Annotated in this window: 12 protein-coding genes; 5 read left to right on the forward strand and 7 right to left on the reverse strand. The window is 66.8% G+C overall.

Going from position 1 to position 17,083, the window contains the following annotated elements; genetic code table 11:
* The first annotated feature begins 113 nt into the window (after positions 1-113).
* Positions 114-1,319 (forward strand): macrolide 2'-phosphotransferase, encoded by a 1,206-nt coding sequence (locus ACSQ12_RS14330; protein ID WP_436065826.1) that lies wholly within the window; start codon positions 114-116, stop codon positions 1,317-1,319.
* Here the strand turns inward: ACSQ12_RS14330 and ACSQ12_RS14335 are convergent.
* From ACSQ12_RS14335 to ACSQ12_RS14345, 3 genes are all read right to left on the reverse strand, one after another.
* The gene (locus ACSQ12_RS14335) at positions 1,291-4,842 is read right to left on the reverse strand and encodes an ATP-dependent helicase (RefSeq protein WP_436065827.1); all 3,552 of its coding nucleotides are present in this window, start codon (positions 4,840-4,842) and stop codon (positions 1,291-1,293) included. The two genes, ACSQ12_RS14330 and ACSQ12_RS14335, sit on opposite strands and share 29 nt — an antisense overlap.
* Entirely contained in the window at positions 4,839-8,183 is a 3,345-nt protein-coding gene (locus ACSQ12_RS14340; protein ID WP_436067006.1) for an ATP-dependent helicase, read from the reverse strand. Before ACSQ12_RS14340 ends, ACSQ12_RS14335 begins: the two co-directional genes overlap by 4 nt.
* 116 nt (positions 8,184-8,299) lie before the next feature.
* Positions 8,300-8,716 (reverse strand): MGMT family protein, encoded by a 417-nt coding sequence (locus ACSQ12_RS14345; protein ID WP_436065828.1) that lies wholly within the window; start codon positions 8,714-8,716, stop codon positions 8,300-8,302.
* A gap of 82 nt (positions 8,717-8,798) precedes the next feature.
* On the opposite strand from ACSQ12_RS14345, the gene ACSQ12_RS14350 reads away from it, so the two are divergent.
* From ACSQ12_RS14350 to ACSQ12_RS14365, 4 genes are all read left to right on the forward strand, one after another.
* Positions 8,799-9,563, forward strand: a complete 765-nt coding sequence (locus ACSQ12_RS14350; protein ID WP_436065829.1) for a 3'-5' exonuclease — start codon at positions 8,799-8,801, stop codon at positions 9,561-9,563.
* A 283-nt stretch (positions 9,564-9,846) separates the two neighbouring features.
* Positions 9,847-10,926, forward strand: coding sequence for a methionine ABC transporter ATP-binding protein (locus ACSQ12_RS14355; RefSeq protein ID WP_436065830.1), 1,080 nt, complete (start codon positions 9,847-9,849; stop codon positions 10,924-10,926).
* On the forward strand, positions 10,923-11,594 hold the full coding sequence (locus ACSQ12_RS14360; RefSeq protein ID WP_390245295.1) for a methionine ABC transporter permease: 672 nt from the start codon (positions 10,923-10,925) through the stop codon (positions 11,592-11,594). The genes ACSQ12_RS14355 and ACSQ12_RS14360 overlap by 4 nt, the downstream gene beginning before the upstream one ends.
* Positions 11,595-11,732: 138 nt before the next feature.
* Positions 11,733-12,575 (forward strand): MetQ/NlpA family ABC transporter substrate-binding protein, encoded by an 843-nt coding sequence (locus tag ACSQ12_RS14365; RefSeq protein ID WP_436065831.1) that lies wholly within the window; start codon positions 11,733-11,735, stop codon positions 12,573-12,575.
* 105 nt (positions 12,576-12,680) lie between these two features.
* On the opposite strand, the gene hemL is transcribed toward ACSQ12_RS14365, so the two are convergent.
* Genes hemL through ACSQ12_RS14385 form a run of 4 tightly spaced genes read right to left on the reverse strand, consistent with a single transcriptional unit; the run spans position 12,681 to position 17,074 of the window.
* A complete protein-coding gene (gene hemL, locus ACSQ12_RS14370) occupies positions 12,681-14,021 on the reverse strand; it encodes a glutamate-1-semialdehyde 2,1-aminomutase (protein WP_436065832.1) in 1,341 nt (446 codons plus the stop codon).
* A 13-nt stretch (positions 14,022-14,034) separates the two neighbouring features.
* Positions 14,035-15,168 carry an LLM class flavin-dependent oxidoreductase gene (locus ACSQ12_RS14375; protein WP_436065833.1) on the reverse strand — a complete coding sequence of 378 codons (1,134 nt, stop codon included), beginning with the start codon at positions 15,166-15,168 and terminating at the stop codon, positions 14,035-14,037.
* Positions 15,168-16,148, reverse strand: a complete 981-nt coding sequence (hemB, locus tag ACSQ12_RS14380; protein ID WP_209743398.1) for a porphobilinogen synthase — start codon at positions 16,146-16,148, stop codon at positions 15,168-15,170. Before hemB ends, ACSQ12_RS14375 begins: the two co-directional genes overlap by 1 nt.
* Positions 16,145-17,074 carry a uroporphyrinogen-III synthase gene (locus ACSQ12_RS14385; protein ID WP_436065834.1) on the reverse strand — a complete coding sequence of 310 codons (930 nt, stop codon included), beginning with the start codon at positions 17,072-17,074 and terminating at the stop codon, positions 16,145-16,147. Before ACSQ12_RS14385 ends, hemB begins: the two co-directional genes overlap by 4 nt.
* Positions 17,075-17,083: the final 9 nt, after the last annotated feature.

Below are 17,083 nucleotides of genomic sequence, written 5' to 3' on the forward strand. Positions count from 1 at the left end.
CGGCCGCCCCGGGAAGGGTTCCATGTGCTGATCTGACAAGGGAAATCGTCACGATCTGGAGACTCGCCGTAGTACATCGCCATCTTGGGCGCCAGTCAATCTACCGTGGATGGGTGAGAAGAAAACCGATCGAACTGGCAGCTGTAGCAACCGCGGCAGTCCCCGGACTGACGCCGACCGCCGTGAGTTCCGCCCCCGACGATCCGGCGGACTTCGATTCGGCACTTCTCCTGGACTCCGAGGGGAAGCAGTGGCGGGTACGTTCGCCACGGCACGCGGAAGCCAGCGCCCGGCTGGAAACTGAGTTCATGGTCCTGCGCGCGTTTGCCCCGGGAATCAGGGCAGAGCTCCCGTTTCTGATGCCCACGGTGGCAGGCACCGTGCGGCAGGGCGCACTCAGCACGTTTGTTTACTCTCATCTGGCGGGAACCACCCGGAGCGTCGAGGAGCTGACTGCAGGTCCTGAAGGACTCGCCCGGGAAGTGGGAGCGGCGCTGGCTGCCATTCATGACCTTCCGAGGACTTTGGTCAGCAATGCCGACCTCCCCAGCTACACACCCAATGAGTTCAGGCAGCGCAGGCTCAACGAACTCGACCAGGCAGCGACCACCGGGAAGATCCCTCCCGTGCTGCTGCGCCGGTGGGAGCACGCCCTCGAGGACGTGTCGCTCTGGCGCTTCAATCCCTGCGTCGTCCACGGCGACCTGCACGAGGACAACATCCTGGTTGAGGGTCAGCGCGTGACGGCGGTGACAGGCTGGACCGACTTGCGCATTGGCGACCCCGCCGACGATATGGCGTGGCTGGTCGCCTCCAATGAACAGGGTTTCGTGGACGCCGTGCTGCGCCACTACACATCTAGCCGCAGGGACGCACCCGATGCCCACCTGCTGCGCCGCGCGGCGCTCTCTGCCGAGTTCGCGCTGGCCCAGTACCTGGTCAAGGGGCTGGCAGCCGGAGACCAGTCCATGATCGGCGAAGCGGAAGAAATGCTGGCATCGCTGGCCGAGGACATCACTGAGCACGGCGGACAGCCCATCAGCGTGGAACCGTTGCCGCAGTCCGTCCCGGCCGTGCAGGTGGAGCCTGTGCCGCTGGAGGAACCGTCAACGGCCGCCGCCATGCCCGCCGTGCACGTATCACCCATCCCGGTCGAGCCGGCTGCCGAACCCAACGCCCCGGCTCCGGCTCGGGCTCCGTCGGACAGCGACTCCGGCCGGGAGGCTGACGGGCCGGGAGAAACCGCTCCCCCGCGCCCGCCCGCAGCAGAGGACACGTCCACTGCCGCCCTCAAGATTGTGGACGCGAAGTCCCACTAGCCGGTCCGGAGGCGTTTAGCAGGGCTGTCGTTCCGCCGAGGGCAGCTGTAACGATGTCCTCCAACTGCTCTGCTGTGCCGAGGTCGTGGGGGCGGACCACCTGGTTTTCCCCGACGTAATAGAAAGCTGCCCGGACACTGTCGAGCGGAACTCCCTTGAGCCGTGCCCAGGCGAGACGGTAGACGGCCAACTGGACAGCCTTCACCTTCAGCTGTCCCGCGGCGGGGCGGCGGCCCGTCTTCCAGTCCACCAGGTCCCAGCCGCCGTCGGCGTCGCGGAACACGGCATCGATCCGGCCACGCACCACAACGTCCCCGATGCGCGTCTCCACCGGAACCTCCACATGGGCCGGCGCACGGTGCGCCCACTCCGAATTCCTGAACGTTTCCACCATGGAATCCAGCCCGTAGGCCTCGTCAATGTGGTTGTCCGAACCGGGGGCCTCGTCCAGCTCCAACATGCCCGCCTTGCCGAAGTACTCTTCCACCCAGGCGTGGAAAGCCGTGCCTTTACGGGCGGACATGCCTGGTTCCCTGGGAACCGGTCGCCGCAGCCGCGCCAGCACTGCTGCGGGATCGTCACCCAGATCCACGAACGTCGACGCGGAAATGTGGCCGGGCAGGTGGACGTCCTGCACCGTGGCCCTGCGGAAACGGCGCTCCAGCAGCAGGTCAGCTTCCTTCGCCCAGTTGGCCGCGAAACTCCGGAGCTGCCGGGGGCCCTCCACTGCGGCCGAATCCGCCGCGGGCTCCCAATCGGGGCCCGCGGCCAAGGCTTCGCGGACCCGTCCGGCGGCTCTTTCCATCGCTGCCCGCCGTCCGGGAACCAGCCTGAGCCTGGCACCGGTGCGCGGATCGGCCGGTCCTTCCAACGGGTCATACGGCCATTGGGCGAGTTCGAGGTCCTGGGTCAACGGACTTTCGGCAGGCAGCGATGGTTCCTCCACCGATGCGGGATGCACGACGGCGGCGGTCCCGGCCGCCGCTTCTGTCCGCCCGTGGGTGCTGCCCTCCGCTGCCACGGTTTCGGCGTCGCCTGCCCCGACCCCAGCGAGGGGCGCCAGCTCCGAGAGGAACGGCGACATTTCCGCCATTCCGGCCCGGGAACCGACCCAGGCCGCACTCGAAACCCACAGCACGAATTTGGCCCGGGTGTAGGCCACGTAGGCCAGCCTGCGTTCCTCGGCTTCTCCGTGCGCCTGGACGTCGGCTTTGAAGTCCTTTTCGGCGTCCAGCCAGCCCTTTTGGTCCGGCTGGTCTGTGTCCCACTGGGGCAGGTCGGCACGGTCTCCCCGCAACGGCCAGGGCAAGGCAGCACTTCCGCTGCTCCAGCGCGAATCCCGGCTGCTTGGAAACGCTCCCGCGTTCAGGCCGGGAACGAACACAACGTCCCACTCCAGGCCCTTGGACGCGTGGACCGTCAGTAGCTGCACCGCTTCGTGGTTGACCTCCGGGGCCGCGACGTCCAGCCCGCCCTCCTCCGTTGCCGCGGCTTCCAGCCAGGCCAGGAACGCCAGGACATCCACGCGGTGCGAGGTGTGGAGGAATCCTGCCGCGGCGTCGTGGAATGCGTCCAGGTTTCGCCGGGCCTGGTGGATGCTGACGCCGGGACGCGCCGCCACTTCGATGTCCAGGAGCATGGCCCGTTCCACTTCGCCCAGCAGCGTCGTGAGGTCATCGCCCATAAATCCGCGGAGCTGCCGCAGTTCAGCCGAGAGGGCATGCAGCCGGTCGAGGGCTGCGGGGCTCAGCGTCCGGCCGTGGGCCGAGGTCCATCCTTCCCGCGGCAGCCAGTCCAGGGCTTCCACCAGGCTCGGTGAGTCGGTGATGTCGCTCTCGATGACCGCGGCGTCCGGATCGTCAGCTTCGTCTGCGTCCGACCGCGGGTGACCCCGGCGGCGTGCGAGGAATGATGACCAGTCCCGGAACGCCATGAGGTCGGCCGGGCCTATGCGCCAGCGCGCACCGGCGAGAAGCCGCATGAGGGAGTCCGAACGTCCCGGATCGGCGAGTACCCGCAAGGTGGCGACCAGGTCCACGATCTCCGGAGTGTCCAGGAGCCCGCCGAGGCCCACGATTTCGTAGGGGATCCCGCGCAGCTCGAACTCTCGCCGGATGCATTCCATCTGTGCGCGGCGCCGGCACAGAACCGCCATGGCAGGAGGTACGCGGTCGGCGCCGACGGGTTCCTCGAAATCCGTGACGCGGTACCGCAGGACATCCGCTGCGATGGCCCTGGCTTCGTCCTCGTCCGTCGCAAAGCGTCCGATGACAACCTTCCCCTCGGCCGCAGCCGGACTGGGCTGCAGCGGCGGGACTTCCACGGAGTCCGCTGACTGCCGTTCCCCCGCCGGGCCGGCCTGCAGCGCGGCGGCGCTAAGGGGCGCCGAAATGACGTTGGCTGCGGAAAGGATGTTGCGCCCGTTACGCCACGCGGTCGTCAGGTAGGAGGTGGGTGCCACGGCGAACGAATCGCCGACCCGGACGGGGAATTCCCGAACGAAATGGAAGAGCTGGCCGGCAGACGCCCCCCGGAACCCGTAGATCGACTGGTTGGGGTCGCCCACCGCCGTCACGGCATGGCCGCCGCCGAATAGCCTGGAAAACAGCACCAGCTGGGCATGCGAGGTGTCCTGGAATTCGTCGAGCAACACTACTTTGAACCGCTGGCGTTCCACTTCGGCGGCCAGCGGAATCTCGTTGGCGACCCGTGCGGCGAGCGCCACAAGGTCACCAAAGTCCAGCGCGCCGCGGACCCGCTTCGCGTCAGCGTACCTGCCCACCATTTCGGCGACGCTGGCCCTGGTTCGCAGCATGGCGCCGAGTTCTCCGGCTGCCTGTGTCGGGTTCTTTTTTGCCCCGGCCACGTAGGGCAGGCCTTCAAATTCCGCGACCCGCTCCATCAGCCATTCCTGCACCTCGGCCGGATCGCGCAGGTGTTCAGCACACTCGCCCGCGAGCTGGATGACGGCCTTCACAAGCGTCGATTTGGCAGCACGGAAATGTTCGTATTCGCCGTCGAAGGCCTCCACAACTTCGCTGGCCAGCTGCCAGGCCTGCGCTCCGCCCAGCAGGACGACGTCACGTTCGACACCGAGCCGGAGCCCGTAGTCGGACACGATGCCGCTGGCGTAGGAGTGGTACGTGGAGACTTTGGGTTCCAGGGCGTCCTCACTGAGCAGGCCCTCGGGAAAAATCCTGTGTGCGGTGTCCTCCGCCGCGATCCGTTGCAGGGCCGAGAGCTTGGTCCGGATCCGGCTGGCCAGTTCCCCGGCCGCCTTGCGCGTGAACGTCACGCCCAGGACTTCTTCCGGCCGGACCCAGCCGTTGGCAACGAGCCACACCACACGGTCCGCCATGGTGGCGGTCTTGCCGGATCCGGCACCGGCAATGACCAGCCGCGGAGTGAGCGGGGAGGAAATGATGGCGGACTGCTCTGCGGTGGGGCTGTTACGTTCGCCCAGCATGGCAGTCAGTTCTTCCGGGGAAAACCGGGCGGTCGGGACCTCGGGGGGCGTGGTCATTCGGTAACCTGCTTTCCGCGCGGACACAGGGGACATACCTCCGGCAGCCGGCAGCCGTGGCCGCCGTGACCCGATTTTGCCGGATCGTGGCGCGCTTCGAAGACGTTGCCGGACATGAGCCGTGCGGCATCGTTCACCATGTCGAGCGCCCAGTTGTTGTCGGTGCCGTCCAGCGGCTCCTGGACCTGGATGCCGGGGCTTTTGTTGCTCGTGCCAAGCTGGGCAAGGACGGCCCCGCCCGGCTGAACGTCGCCCGGCTGAACATCACTTTCCGCCGCGCCGGGTTCCGTGAATCCCCCGGCCAGTACCGCGGCCTGGTAGGCACCCAGCTGGGGATGGCGGGCCAGGTCTGCTTTCGACGGCTGGCGTTTGCCGGTTTTGAGGTCCACGATCACCAGGCGTCCTTCTGAATCGATCTCCAGCCGGTCCACCTGTCCGCGGAGGACCGCGGACCTGACCTCGGGCTCGGCATCAGGTGCCGCAGGTGCTGAGACTGCCGGGTCGGGGAGGTCCACGATGTCGGGCAGTTTCACTTCGAAGTCCCGCTCGACGCCGACAAGGCTGCGGCCTTCGCTGCGCATGACCAGGATGTACTGGGCGAGCTTCCGGACCATGCCTTCGGCGCGCTGGAAATCCAGTTTTCCTTCCCAGTTGTCCTTCATGCCGAGGGCCGGCCACCGCCGGACCAGTTCGACCAAGTATTCCGCGCCCGAAGCGTCGGGTAAGTCCTGCGCGATGGCGTGGACCAGTGTTCCCAGGCTCCTGGCGAAGTCGGTGGCTGCTTCACCGCCGGCAGCCTGGACGAACCAGTCAAGGGGCGATTTCTGCACGGATTCCACCTTGGACGGCGAAACGAACACCGTTCCTCCTGGCGGAACGATCCGTTCCCCCGAAGACAGCGCCGCGAGCCCGCACCAGGAATCCGGATGGGCGCCGGGCACGGAAGGTTCGGCAGCGGCGAGCCCTGCCAGGACCCTGGCTGCTTCGACGGATTCAGCGACGAACCTCCCGTCCAGCTGCGCGTGCTGCCGAAGTTCGGCCACGAGGGCACGGAGGGTCATGGGCCGCTCCACCGGGGTGAAGGTCCGCCTGTCCTGCCCGGGATCCAGCGGCGCGACATAGTCGAGGAAAGAGGAAGGCTGTTCGTCCTCTGATGACACGGCGGTGCAGATCAGCACTTCGCGGGCACGGGAGACAGCCGTGGAAAAGCTGCGGAGTTCGTCGTACCGGATTTCCCGCAACCTGCTGATCGGCCCGAGTTGCAGGGCATGGGCCACCCCGTGCTCCACGGCGTCAGCGAAGAGCGTGCTGCCCAGGAGCTCCCCCCGGAGCCTGGTGTTGGGCCACACTCCTTCCTGCAGGCCTGCGATGATGACGACAGGCCATTCACGTCCGGCGGCACTCGCCGGGGTCATGAGTTCCACGGCGTCCTCCAGCTGCGCGCGCGCCGCCAGGGTGTCCATGGGCAACTCCTGGCTGAGCAGGTACTCAAGGAACTGGTCCGGGCCTGACCCCGGCAACTGGTCCACATAGCGTTCGGCGGTGTGGAACAAGGCCATCATGGCGTCCAGGTCGCGGTCTGCCCGGGCCCCCGCTGCTCCGCCGGTCAATGCGGCGTCAGTCCAGCGTGCGGCAAGCCCTGTTGAGCTCCACAGTGCCCACAGCACCGTCTCGGCGTTCGCTCCCGGTGCCCGGGCTGCGGCACGGCCGGCCTCGATCATCCGTGCCACACGCCTGGCGGAGCGGCCTTCGATACCTGTGGTGGCCAAGGCGCCCGGTTCAAGCAGCGCCTCGACCAGCAACGCATCGCTCGTGCGTCCGCCGCCGCCGAGGATCTCTTCGCGGCGCAGCGACTGGCGCAGCCGGCGCAGCTCGATGGAGGTCGCTCCGCCGATTCGGGATGTCAGCAGTGCCACTGCCGCTTCCGGGGTCAGCATTGCGGGATCCAGCGCCACAGCATAGGCATCAAGCAGGGGGCGGACCGCCACTTCGTCCCGGACGGCGGACTCCGCCACAGGAACGCGGACGGGGATGCCGTGGCCGGCCAAGTGCCGCTGCAGCTGGTTCAGCTGCCCGCCGTTCCGCACGATCACCGCGATGTCGCCGAGCTCACGCCGGTCGTTCAGGTGCGCATCCAGGATGCGCTGGGCCACGTAGCGCAGCTCTTGGACCGGCGACGGAAGGACATGGCCTTCAACTCCGCCACGTGCCGGGACCGCGCCGGCACCGGGACCGGGACCGGGACGGTTGGACCCCGGTTCGGCGCTCTCCAGCCTGCGCGCCGACTGGCTGCCTGCCCGTTGGGAGATCCTTCCCGCCACCGAAAGCCAGGCCTGGGCGACGGCCGGAGTGTGGCGATGGGTTCGCCAGAGCGGGCGCTCCAGGACTGACCCCGGTGCGGCGGCATCCCTGGAGGCGCGTCCGGTTCCGTCCACTGGAGCCAGCAGCTGCGGCAACTCAGCTGTGAGGTCAGGCCGGGCGCCGCGGAATCCCTGGACGACGGTGTCCGGGGAGAATGCCACGTAGGCGTCCTTGCCTGCCGCGATGTCCGCCAATAGTTCGAACACGGCCGGGTTGGCCTCCTGGATGTCGTCCACCAGGATCAACTGGAGGCGTTCCCGCTCGGCCGCCAGGAAATCCGGGGCATCCTGGAAGATCTGGCGGGCCGCCGTGATGATTCCGGCGGGGTCGAATGCCTCCGGCATCCGAAGGTCCAGAACGTCGCGGTATTCGGCGTACAGCGCGGCGGCTGCGATCCAGTCGGGCCGGTTGCACTGCTGAGCCAAAGCCACCAGGTCGGCGGACGTCCGGCCGGATTCGATGATCCGGTCAAAGAGCTGGCGTACTTCCTGTCGGAAGCCGCGGGCTTCCAGGGCGGCACCGAGATCTTCCGGCCACGGCAACTCAAGGCCGGGCAGGGTATGGCCTTCCAGCAGTTCCTTGATGATGAGGTCCTGCTCGGGTCCGGACAGCAGACGCGGCGGCCGCGGCAGCGGGAGGATGCCTTCCGCCTTGGCACGCCGGATCAGGTCGAAGGCATACGACGCCCAGGTGCGTGCCGGCGTTGTGCTGAGGCTTCGGTTGAGACGGGCCGTAAAGCGGTCCCGGAGCGAGTCTGCGGCGAGGCGGCTCGGGGCCAGCACGAGCATTCTTTCCGGATCCAGGCCGTCGCGCTCTGCCCGGCGCACTGCTGCTTCGATGAGTACGGTGGATTTCCCCGTCCCGGGAGCACCCGGAACCAGCACCGGGCCGGACCCGTGGGGGACGTCCACCGCCGACTGCTGGTCCGGTGTCAGGACAGGAACGGCACTGCGGAGCTGGCGGGGAGGGAGGAGCCTCAGGCCGGCGGGCGTTCCGGCAGGCCTGGCGACTGTTAGCTGGCCGGGCTGCCCTTCTGCCCTCTGGCCGGAGTGGAGTGGTTGCCCGGATCGGATCTCCGGGGAATCGCTGGTAAGTGTCACACAGTCATTTCATCATCGGGGGCCGACATTTTATGGAGCCGCCGCTCCAGCCGCCCGGCAATCATGTCAATGAGGTCAAACTCACCGTCGACGGGGGCCCACCTTGCTTCGGTAAGGTCAACGCGCCACCGTCCTTCCCCGGTTCGGAGGAAGTCCAGGTAGCGGCCAAGGAGCGGAGTACCTTCCTGGATGTAGAACGTCAGGGCTTTTGCTTCCAGGCCCTGGGGTGCTTCGCCGCTTGCCCTCAACACGCGCCACCAGGGAACAGAACTGCCGTGGTGGCTCATGACGGAGCCCACCTGCCGCGCACCGCCTGACCCGAGGAGCTCGGCAACGTCCCCATAGGCTACAGCTGATCCCGGAGGGACGAGCCGGACCAGGGCCAGCACCGCATCGACGTACTCCGTGCGCATGAATCCAGCGTAGCGGGTCCCTTGCGGCGGCACGCCATCGGCCTGGCACAAAACTGTCGGTGGCAGCAGGTAGTTTTGAAGCATGAGCAGCAGGAACACCAGCACCACCAGCAGCACCAGCACCGGAGGCACGGCTACCGGCACGTGGGACACGCGGCCCCGCGCAGCATTCGACTTGGAGACCACCGGCCGCAACTCCCGCGCCGCCCGGATCGTCACGGCGTCGGTCACGGTGGTGGACGCAGACGGAAGTGTCATCAAGGAACACGAGTGGCTCGCGGATCCTGGAATCGAGATCCCCGCTGAAGCAAGCGAAGTCCACGGCGTCACAACCGAAAAAGCCCGGCTGGAGGGCCGTCCGGCCGCGGAGGTGACCCGGGAACTGGCCTCCGTGCTGCAGGGGTTGTTCGACGACGGGATCCCGGTTATTGCGTTCAACGCAAGCTACGACTTCACGGTGCTGGCTGCCGAATCGGCCCGCTACGGCATTCCGCAGCTGAACCGCTTCCCCGTGCTGGATCCCTACATCATGAACAAGCAGGTGGACAGGTACCGCAAGGGCAAGAGGACGCTGACCGCACTGTGCGAGGAATACAAGGTCAACCTTGACAACGCCCACACGTCCGCCGCTGACGCCCTCGCGACGCTCCGGATGCTGGACGCCATGGCCGGCAAGTTTCCCAAGCTGCGCATGGCGGCCGGTCAGCTCCATCAGCTGCAGGTCGGCTGGGCGGCCAGCCAGGCCGCGGACTTCCAGACCTATCTGCGCAAGACAAAGCCCGCCGCCGTGATCGAAGGCGAATGGCCCGTCCTCCCCCCTGAGGACGCCAGCAAGGGCGACTTCTAGCCGCCGCTCGGAGCGCGGTATCCGGGAAAGCCCGCGCTCTGGGATGAGGATCACAGTCTCCGGCACGTTCCGCTGCCGGCACCATCGTCCCGTGCAATTTGGCCTGTCACCGCTGGGCCGCACGAGTAACACCGCTTGGGATGCCTGGCACATCTTTATGCGGCCGCAAGCGCTGTGAGCCGAATAATATGCGGAAGTGACTCGCCTCAGGGTCCGCTGACATAATTAAGTTCAAAAGCGTGCTTGTGCTATGCCCTGCCCGAGGCCAACCTCCTGAGGATAAATGATCACAGTTACTGACCTTCGAAAGGTCTACCGCCAGGGGAAAAAGGAAGTAGTGGCCCTCGACGGCGTCACCCTTTCCGTTCCCAAAGGTTCCATTCACGGAATCATTGGCCATTCAGGCGCCGGAAAATCCACCCTGGTGCGTTGCCTGACTCTGCTGGATCGTCCGACGTCCGGCTCCGTCAGCATTGACGGCACAGAACTGAGCTCCGTGAGGGACTCCGAAATCCGTGCGGCGCGGCGCCGCATCGGCATGGTCTTCCAGCATGCCAACCTCATGGACTCACGCACCGCCGCCGGCAACGTGGCCCATCCCCTGGAGCTCGTCAAGACGCCGAAGGACAAGATCCGCGCCAAGGTTGCGGAACTGTTGTCGCTTGTAGGCCTTGAGGGGTTCGAAAACGCCTACCCCTCCCAGCTTTCCGGCGGCCAGCGTCAGCGCGTGGGAATTGCCCGGGCGCTGGCCGCCGACCCCGATGTGCTGTTGTGCGATGAGCCGACCTCGGCGCTGGATCCTGCGACCACTGACGAAATCCTGGACCTGATCCAGGACCTGACCAAGCGCTTGCAGCTGACGGTGCTCATCATCACGCACGAAATGAACGTCGTGAAGCGCGTTTGCGACTCGGTCTCGCTGCTGTCCAAGGGCCGGATCATCGAGCACGGTGCCCTCAAGGACGTGGCCGGAGACCTCGAGAGCAAACTGGCCAAGGCGCTCCTTCCCCTGCCGGCGTCCGAGCCCCTGAGGGGGGCGCTTCAAGGCGGACCGGTCCTGGAAATCCTCTTCGCCGGTGACAATGCCAAGGAGCCTGTCCTCACCGGCGTTGCGCGGCACTTTGACATCGACCTGAACGTCCTGGCCGGCAGCGTCGAAACTCTGGGCGGACAGCAGTTCGGGCACCTCCGTGTCCAGCTCGCTGAAAATGCGGACTACGACGCCGTCCTCAACTATCTCCACCAGCGCGGAATAGGCGCAAAGCTGGCTGCGACCAGTACAGCAGCCGGCGACCCCCTCGAAGCGGACCCCCTGGAAGTGGATGCTGCTGAATTGAACGACGTGACGGGAAGGAACCCATGAACGACATCTTCAGCAACCCCGTTCTTGCCAAGGCCCTGCCCGAAGCAATCGTAGAAACCCTGCAGATGGTCGGAATATCGGCCTTCTTTACGGTGCTGGTTGGCCTGCCCCTGGGCGTCTTCCTGCACGTCACGGCGCCGGGCGGCCTGCGTCCGATGCCTGTCACCAACCGGATCATGAGTGACGTCATCGTGAACATCACCCGCTCCATACCGTTCGCAATCCTGATGGTCGCCCTCATCCCGCTGGCCCGCCTGCTGACCGGCACGAGCCTGGGACCCGTCGCGGCCTCGGTTTCGCTGTCCATCGGCACCATCCCCTTCTTTGCCCGCCTCGTGGAGACGTGTCTCCGGGACGTCCACCATGGCAAGATCGACGCCGCCCAGGTCATGGGTTCCACCAAGATGCAGGTCATCAACAAGGTGATGCTGCGCGAATCACTCCCGGCCCTCGTAGCCGCCACGACCACCACCGTGGTCACCCTGGTGGGGTACTCGGCCATGGCGGGCCTGGTGGGCGGCGGCGGACTCGGGAAGCTGGCGTACAACTACGGCTTCCAGCGCTTCGATGTCACGGTCATGATCGTGACCATCGTGCTGATCATCGTCCTGGTGCAGGTCATCCAGCTGGTGGGCGAACGGATCTCCCGCAGCCTCGACCACCGCTAAGCCATCACCATCAGCCGTCGTCCAACGGCCGCGGCAATCTTCACCGCAGCAGGTAGCCGCCCGCTGCATCTGTGCCGGAGCGGGCGCCGGGCGCAAGCCCGCCGTCGAACTCCCAGCAATTCGAAAGGAACGCATCCGATGCGTAAATCACTCTCCCTCCTGGCCACCGGTATCGTCACCGCCCTGGCGCTGACGGCCTGCGGCGGCTCGTCCAGCCCCAGCTCCGAGGCCACGACCCTTGACCCTGCCAAGCCGGCCACCCTGACGGTCGGCGCCAGCCCGGTTCCGCAGGCGAAGATCCTGGAGTTCATCAACCAGGACCTCGCGCCGAAGGCCGGCCTGAAGCTGGACATCAAGGAAATCGAGGACTACCAGACGCCGAACACCGCGCTGAGCGACGGCTCCCTGGACGCCAACTACTACCAGCACCTGCCGTGGTTTGAGGACCAGGTCAAGACCAAGGGCTACAAGTTCGGCCACGGCGAAGGCGTCCACATCGAGCCGTACGCCGCGTTCTCGGAGAAGGTCAAGGACATCAAGGAGATCCAGGACGGCGCCAAGGTTGCCATCACGAACGACCCCTCCAACCAGGTCCGCGCACTCAAGGTCCTCCAGGTGGCCGGGCTCGTCAAGGACATCAAGGACGATTCCTCGGTGCTCACCCTGACCGACGAGCAGAACCCCAAGAAGCTGAAGTTCTCCGAGAACCAGCCTGAACTGCTGATCAACGACCTCAAGGACCCGTCCGTGGACCTTGCCCTGATCAACGGCAACTTCATCCTGAAGGCCGGCCTCAGCACCAAGGACGCCCTCGCAGTGGAGTCCGTGGAGAACAACCCTTACGCCAACTTCCTGGCCTGGCGAGAAGACTCCAAGGATGACGTCCGCATCAAGAAGCTGGACGAACTCCTGCACTCCCCCGAGGTCAAGGCCTTCATCGAGAAGGAATGGCCGAACGGTGACGTGACGGTGGCTTTCTAGGCCTTTCGCTACTCAGCATCAGCAAAAAATCCCCGGCTCCCGGACATTTCCCCTTCGCTTTTGGCGGGGATTCGTCCGGGAGGCGGGGATTTTTGTTATGAGCCGTTATCCCGCCGGCACCGTTGCAGACGCTGCCGCCCTGGCTGCGGCGGGGAGGGCGTCGAAGATCCGGTTCATGGCGGCGTCGTCGTGTGCCGCGGAAAGGAACCAGGCTTCGAAGACAGAGGGCGGCAGGTAGACCCCGGAGTCCAGCATCGAGTGGAAGAACGGGGCGTAGCGGAACACTTCCTGGCCCTGGGCGTCGTCATAGTTGTGGACGCCCCGCGCCGAGGTGCCGAAGGCTACCGAGAACAGGTTGCCGGCCCGCTGGATGGAGTGGTCCACCCCGGCGGCATCCAGTGCCGAGGAGAGCGCAGCGGAAAGCTCCAGCGAGCGTGCGTCGATGAACGAGTACACCTCAGGGGTGGCATGGGTCAGGGTTGCGACGCCGGCTGCCATGGCCACGGGGTTTCCGGACAGTGTGCCTGCCTGGTAGACGGGACCGAGCGGCGCCAGGTAGTCCATGATGTCGGCACGGCCGCCGAGGGCTGCCGTCGGCATGCCCCCTCCAATGACTTTGCCGAAGGTGAGGAGGTCCGGGCTCCACGGCTCAGCGGCATCCGCCGCGCCGCCGGTGAGGCCCCAGTAGCCTGAGTAGCCGGTACGGAATCCGGTGAGGACTTCGTCCACGATGAGCAGGGCACCGTGTTCACGGGTAATCCGCGACAGTCCGGCGTTGAAACCTTCGCCGGGCGTCACCACACCCATGTTGGCCGGCGCCGCCTCCGTAATGACGGCGGCGATGTTGCTGCCATGGGCGGCGAACGCGGCCTCCACGGCGGCGAGGTCGTTGTAGGGCAGGACGAGGGTCTCGGCGGCGGTGGCGGCCGTGACGCCGGCGGAACCGGGCAGCGCCAGGGTGGCCACCCCGGATCCGGCCGCGGCCAGGAGTCCGTCGAGGTGGCCGTGATAGCAGCCGGCGAACTTGATGACCAGGTCGCGCCCGGTGAAGCCGCGGGCCAGTCGGATGGCGGTCATGGTGGCTTCAGTTCCCGTGGACACCATCCGGACGCGTTCGGCAGCCGGCACACGTTCCTTGACGATCGCAGCCAGGTTGGCTTCGTCCGGGGTGGAGGCACCGAACGAGAGTCCGCGGTCCACGGCGGCGTGGACTGCCTCGAGGACGGCCGGGTGGGCGTGGCCCAGCAGTGCAGGACCCCACGAGCACACCAGGTCCACATACTCGGCGCCGTCGGCATCGGTCAGGTACGCGCCTTTTGCGGACACCATGAACCGGGGGGTACCGCCCACGGAGCCGAAGGCCCGGACGGGCGAGTTGACGCCGCCCGGCATGAGCTGGCGTGCACGGTCGAAGAGTGCCTCATTGCGAGGAGAGCTGGAAGTCATGGTTCCTATTCTTTCAGTTTCCGGATGCGTGCCCGGACAGGAGCTCGGCCACCCGGGGTGCCACCGCTGTGCCAAGCAGTTCAATGGACCGCATCATGGCGGTATGGGGCAGGGAGCCGCTGCTGTACTTGAGATCAAAGCGGTCCACGCCCAGGTTCCGCTTGAGCAGGACGATCTTCCGCGCAACCGTCTCCGGTGACCCCACATAGAGGGCGCCTTCGGGTGTGCACATGGCGTCGAATTCGTGCCGGCTTCCCGGGCCCCAGCCGCGTTCGGCTCCGAGCCTGTTCCGCAGTGCCAGCCAGTGCGGGAAGAACTCCTCGCGCGCTTCCTCGTCTGTCCCGGCAACATGTCCGGGCGAATGGGTGGCCACCTGCTGCATCGGGTGCCCGTATTTGCCCATGGCCTCGCGGTAAAGGTTGGCCAGCGGAGCGAAGGATCGCGGTTCGCCGCCGATGATCGCGAAAATAATCGGGTAACCGTATTGCGCGCAGCGCAGCACGGACTCCGGGGTTCCGCCCACGCCGATCCAGGCCGGCAGCAGATGGTGCTCCAGCGGCGGATAGACGCTCAGCCCGTTGATGGCCGGACGGGTCCGCCCTTCCCAGTGAACGGGCTTCTGCGCGCGGACCTTGTCAAAGAGCTCCAGCTTTTCCTCGAAGAGGATCTCGTAGTCGGCCAGGTCCAGGCCAAACAACGGGAAGGATTCGATGAAGGACCCGCGGCCCAGCATGACTTCCGCGCGGCCGCTGGAGATGGCGTCCACCGTGGAGAAACGCTGGAAGACGCGGATGGGGTCATCCGAGCTCAGCACGGTCACGGCCGACCCCAGCCGGATGCGCTTGGTCCGCGCGGCGGCGGCCGCCAGGAACACCTCGGGTGCCGAGACGGCGTAGTCCTTGCGGTGGTGCTCCCCCACACCGAAAGCATGGAGTCCGACGTCGTCCGCCAGTTCCGCCTGTTCCAGCAGCTGGCGCAGCACTTGCGCGTGCGGCACCGGGTGCCCGTCGGGGTACACCCCGACGTCGCCGAAAGTGTTCAGCCCGAGCAGGACCTTCCCGGGGCCGACGGGAGCGGTGGGGGCTTCGGCGCGGGCAGCGGCGGGGGCCAACGGCCCGCCGGTTCCTGTAACGGACGCGTCGCTCATCAGGACTCCTTCAGCCAGCCGGCCAGCTCGGACGCCCAGTAGGTCAGGACCATGTTTGCTCCGGCCCGCTTGATTCCGAGCACGGATTCGGTAATGGCCGCGCGCCGGTCGATCCAGCCGTTGGCGGCGGCCGCCTCGATCATGGAGTACTCCCCCGAGATCTGGTACGCAGCCACGGGCACGGGGCTCATGGCGGCGACGTCGGCGAGGATATCGAGGTAGCTCATGGCGGGTTTCACCATGACCAGGTCGGCGCCTTCAGCCAGGTCCAGCTCCACTTCGAGGATGGCTTCGCGGCGGTTGGCGGCGTCCATCTGGTAGGTGCGGCGGTCGCCCTTGAGCTGTGAATCCACGGCTTCCCGGAACGGACCATAGAAGGCGGAGGCGTACTTTGCGGCATACGCCACCACGGCCGTGTTGGTGTGTCCGGCGTCTTCCAGCGCCTGCCGGATCACACCGATCTGGCCGTCCATCATTCCCGAGGGGCCAAGCATGTGCGCCCCGGCGTCCGCCTGCGCCACGGCCATGGCCGCGTAGATTTCAAGAGTCGCGTCGTTGTCCACGTAGCCCTCGTCATCGAGGACGCCGCAGTGGCCGTGGTCGGTGAATTCGTCCAGGCACACGTCGCTCATGACCACCAGGTCATCGCCCACTTCGGCGCGGACGTCCCGGATGGCCTTGTTGAGCACGCCGTCGGGATCCAGCGATGCGGTGCCGCGGGCATCGCGCTCGGCGGGGATGCCGAAGAGCATGATTCCGCCGACGCCCAGTTCCACGGCCTCGGCCGCAGCCTTCTTGAGCGAATCGGTGGTGTGCTGCACCACGCCGGGCATGGAGGCGATGGGGTTGGGTTCCGTGAGTCCCTCGCGGATGAAAGCCGGAAGGATCAGTTCCGGCGCCGCCAGCCGGTTTTCGGCCGTCATCCTGCGCATGGCCGGGGTAGTGCGGAGCCGGCGGGGGCGGTGGGTCGGGAAGCTCATGTTCTGTCCTTCACGTAGGTCTCGGTGGCGGGCGGTGGGGTGGAATGTCCTGGTGAAAGGGCCTGGATGACGGCGGACACCAGGCCGGATGTTGTGGGTTCCTCAGCGATGGCGGCCACCGGCAGGCCCAGCGACTCCGCCTCAGCGGCCGTTGAACGCCCGATCGCCACGAACCTGCACTCGCCCAGCGGCGACAGTCCGGCGTGGATGCGGCGGGCCGCGCTGGGTGAGGCAGCGACGACGGCGTGGAGCCGCCCGGCGTCGAGCTCGGCTTTTGCTTCGGCGGGGGTGAGCATTCCAGTGCCCGGTGGCGCGGCTGACGCATCGTTGCCGGCGGAAGGGGTGAAGCTGCGGGCCGGATCGGCCGGATAGTCCACCGTGTGATATGCGGTGACAGCCTGAACCCTGGCGCCCAGTGATTCCAGCCCCTCGGCAAGCCTGGCGTCTGCTATGTCTGCCTGGGGCAGGAACACGCTGCCCTGGCCTTGCGGCCAGATGTCCAGGAGTCCGACGCCGGACTGGAGCCGGGCCGGGGCCAGGTCAACAGTGATTCCGCGTAATTCGAGTTCGCGCCGTGTGGCGGGACCAATGGTGGCCACTTGGAGGGAGCCGGGCAGCCATCGGCTCAGCGTGGAGCCCCGCTCACGGGCGAGTTCCTCGAGGGCCTGCACCGTGGTGACGCTGCTGATCACCAGCCAGGTGTATGCTCCTGCGCCCAGGGCGTCGAAGGCGACTTCCAGGGAGTGCAGGTCGCGGGCTCGTTCGAAGTCGATCAGCGGGAGCAGCAGCGGTTCGGCGCCGGTTTCCCGAAGGGCCTCGAGGAGCGCCCCGGCCCGGTCCGGGCTGCGTGTGACCAGGACGCGGGCGCCCTCGAGGACGCGCAGGCCGTGATGGCCCTCACCGCGGGCACTGCGCCGCCCCATCATCTGCCCGGC

The sequence above is a fragment of the Arthrobacter sp. LjRoot14 genome (assembly GCF_964253905.1).
Lineage (GTDB): Bacteria > Actinomycetota > Actinomycetes > Actinomycetales > Micrococcaceae > Arthrobacter.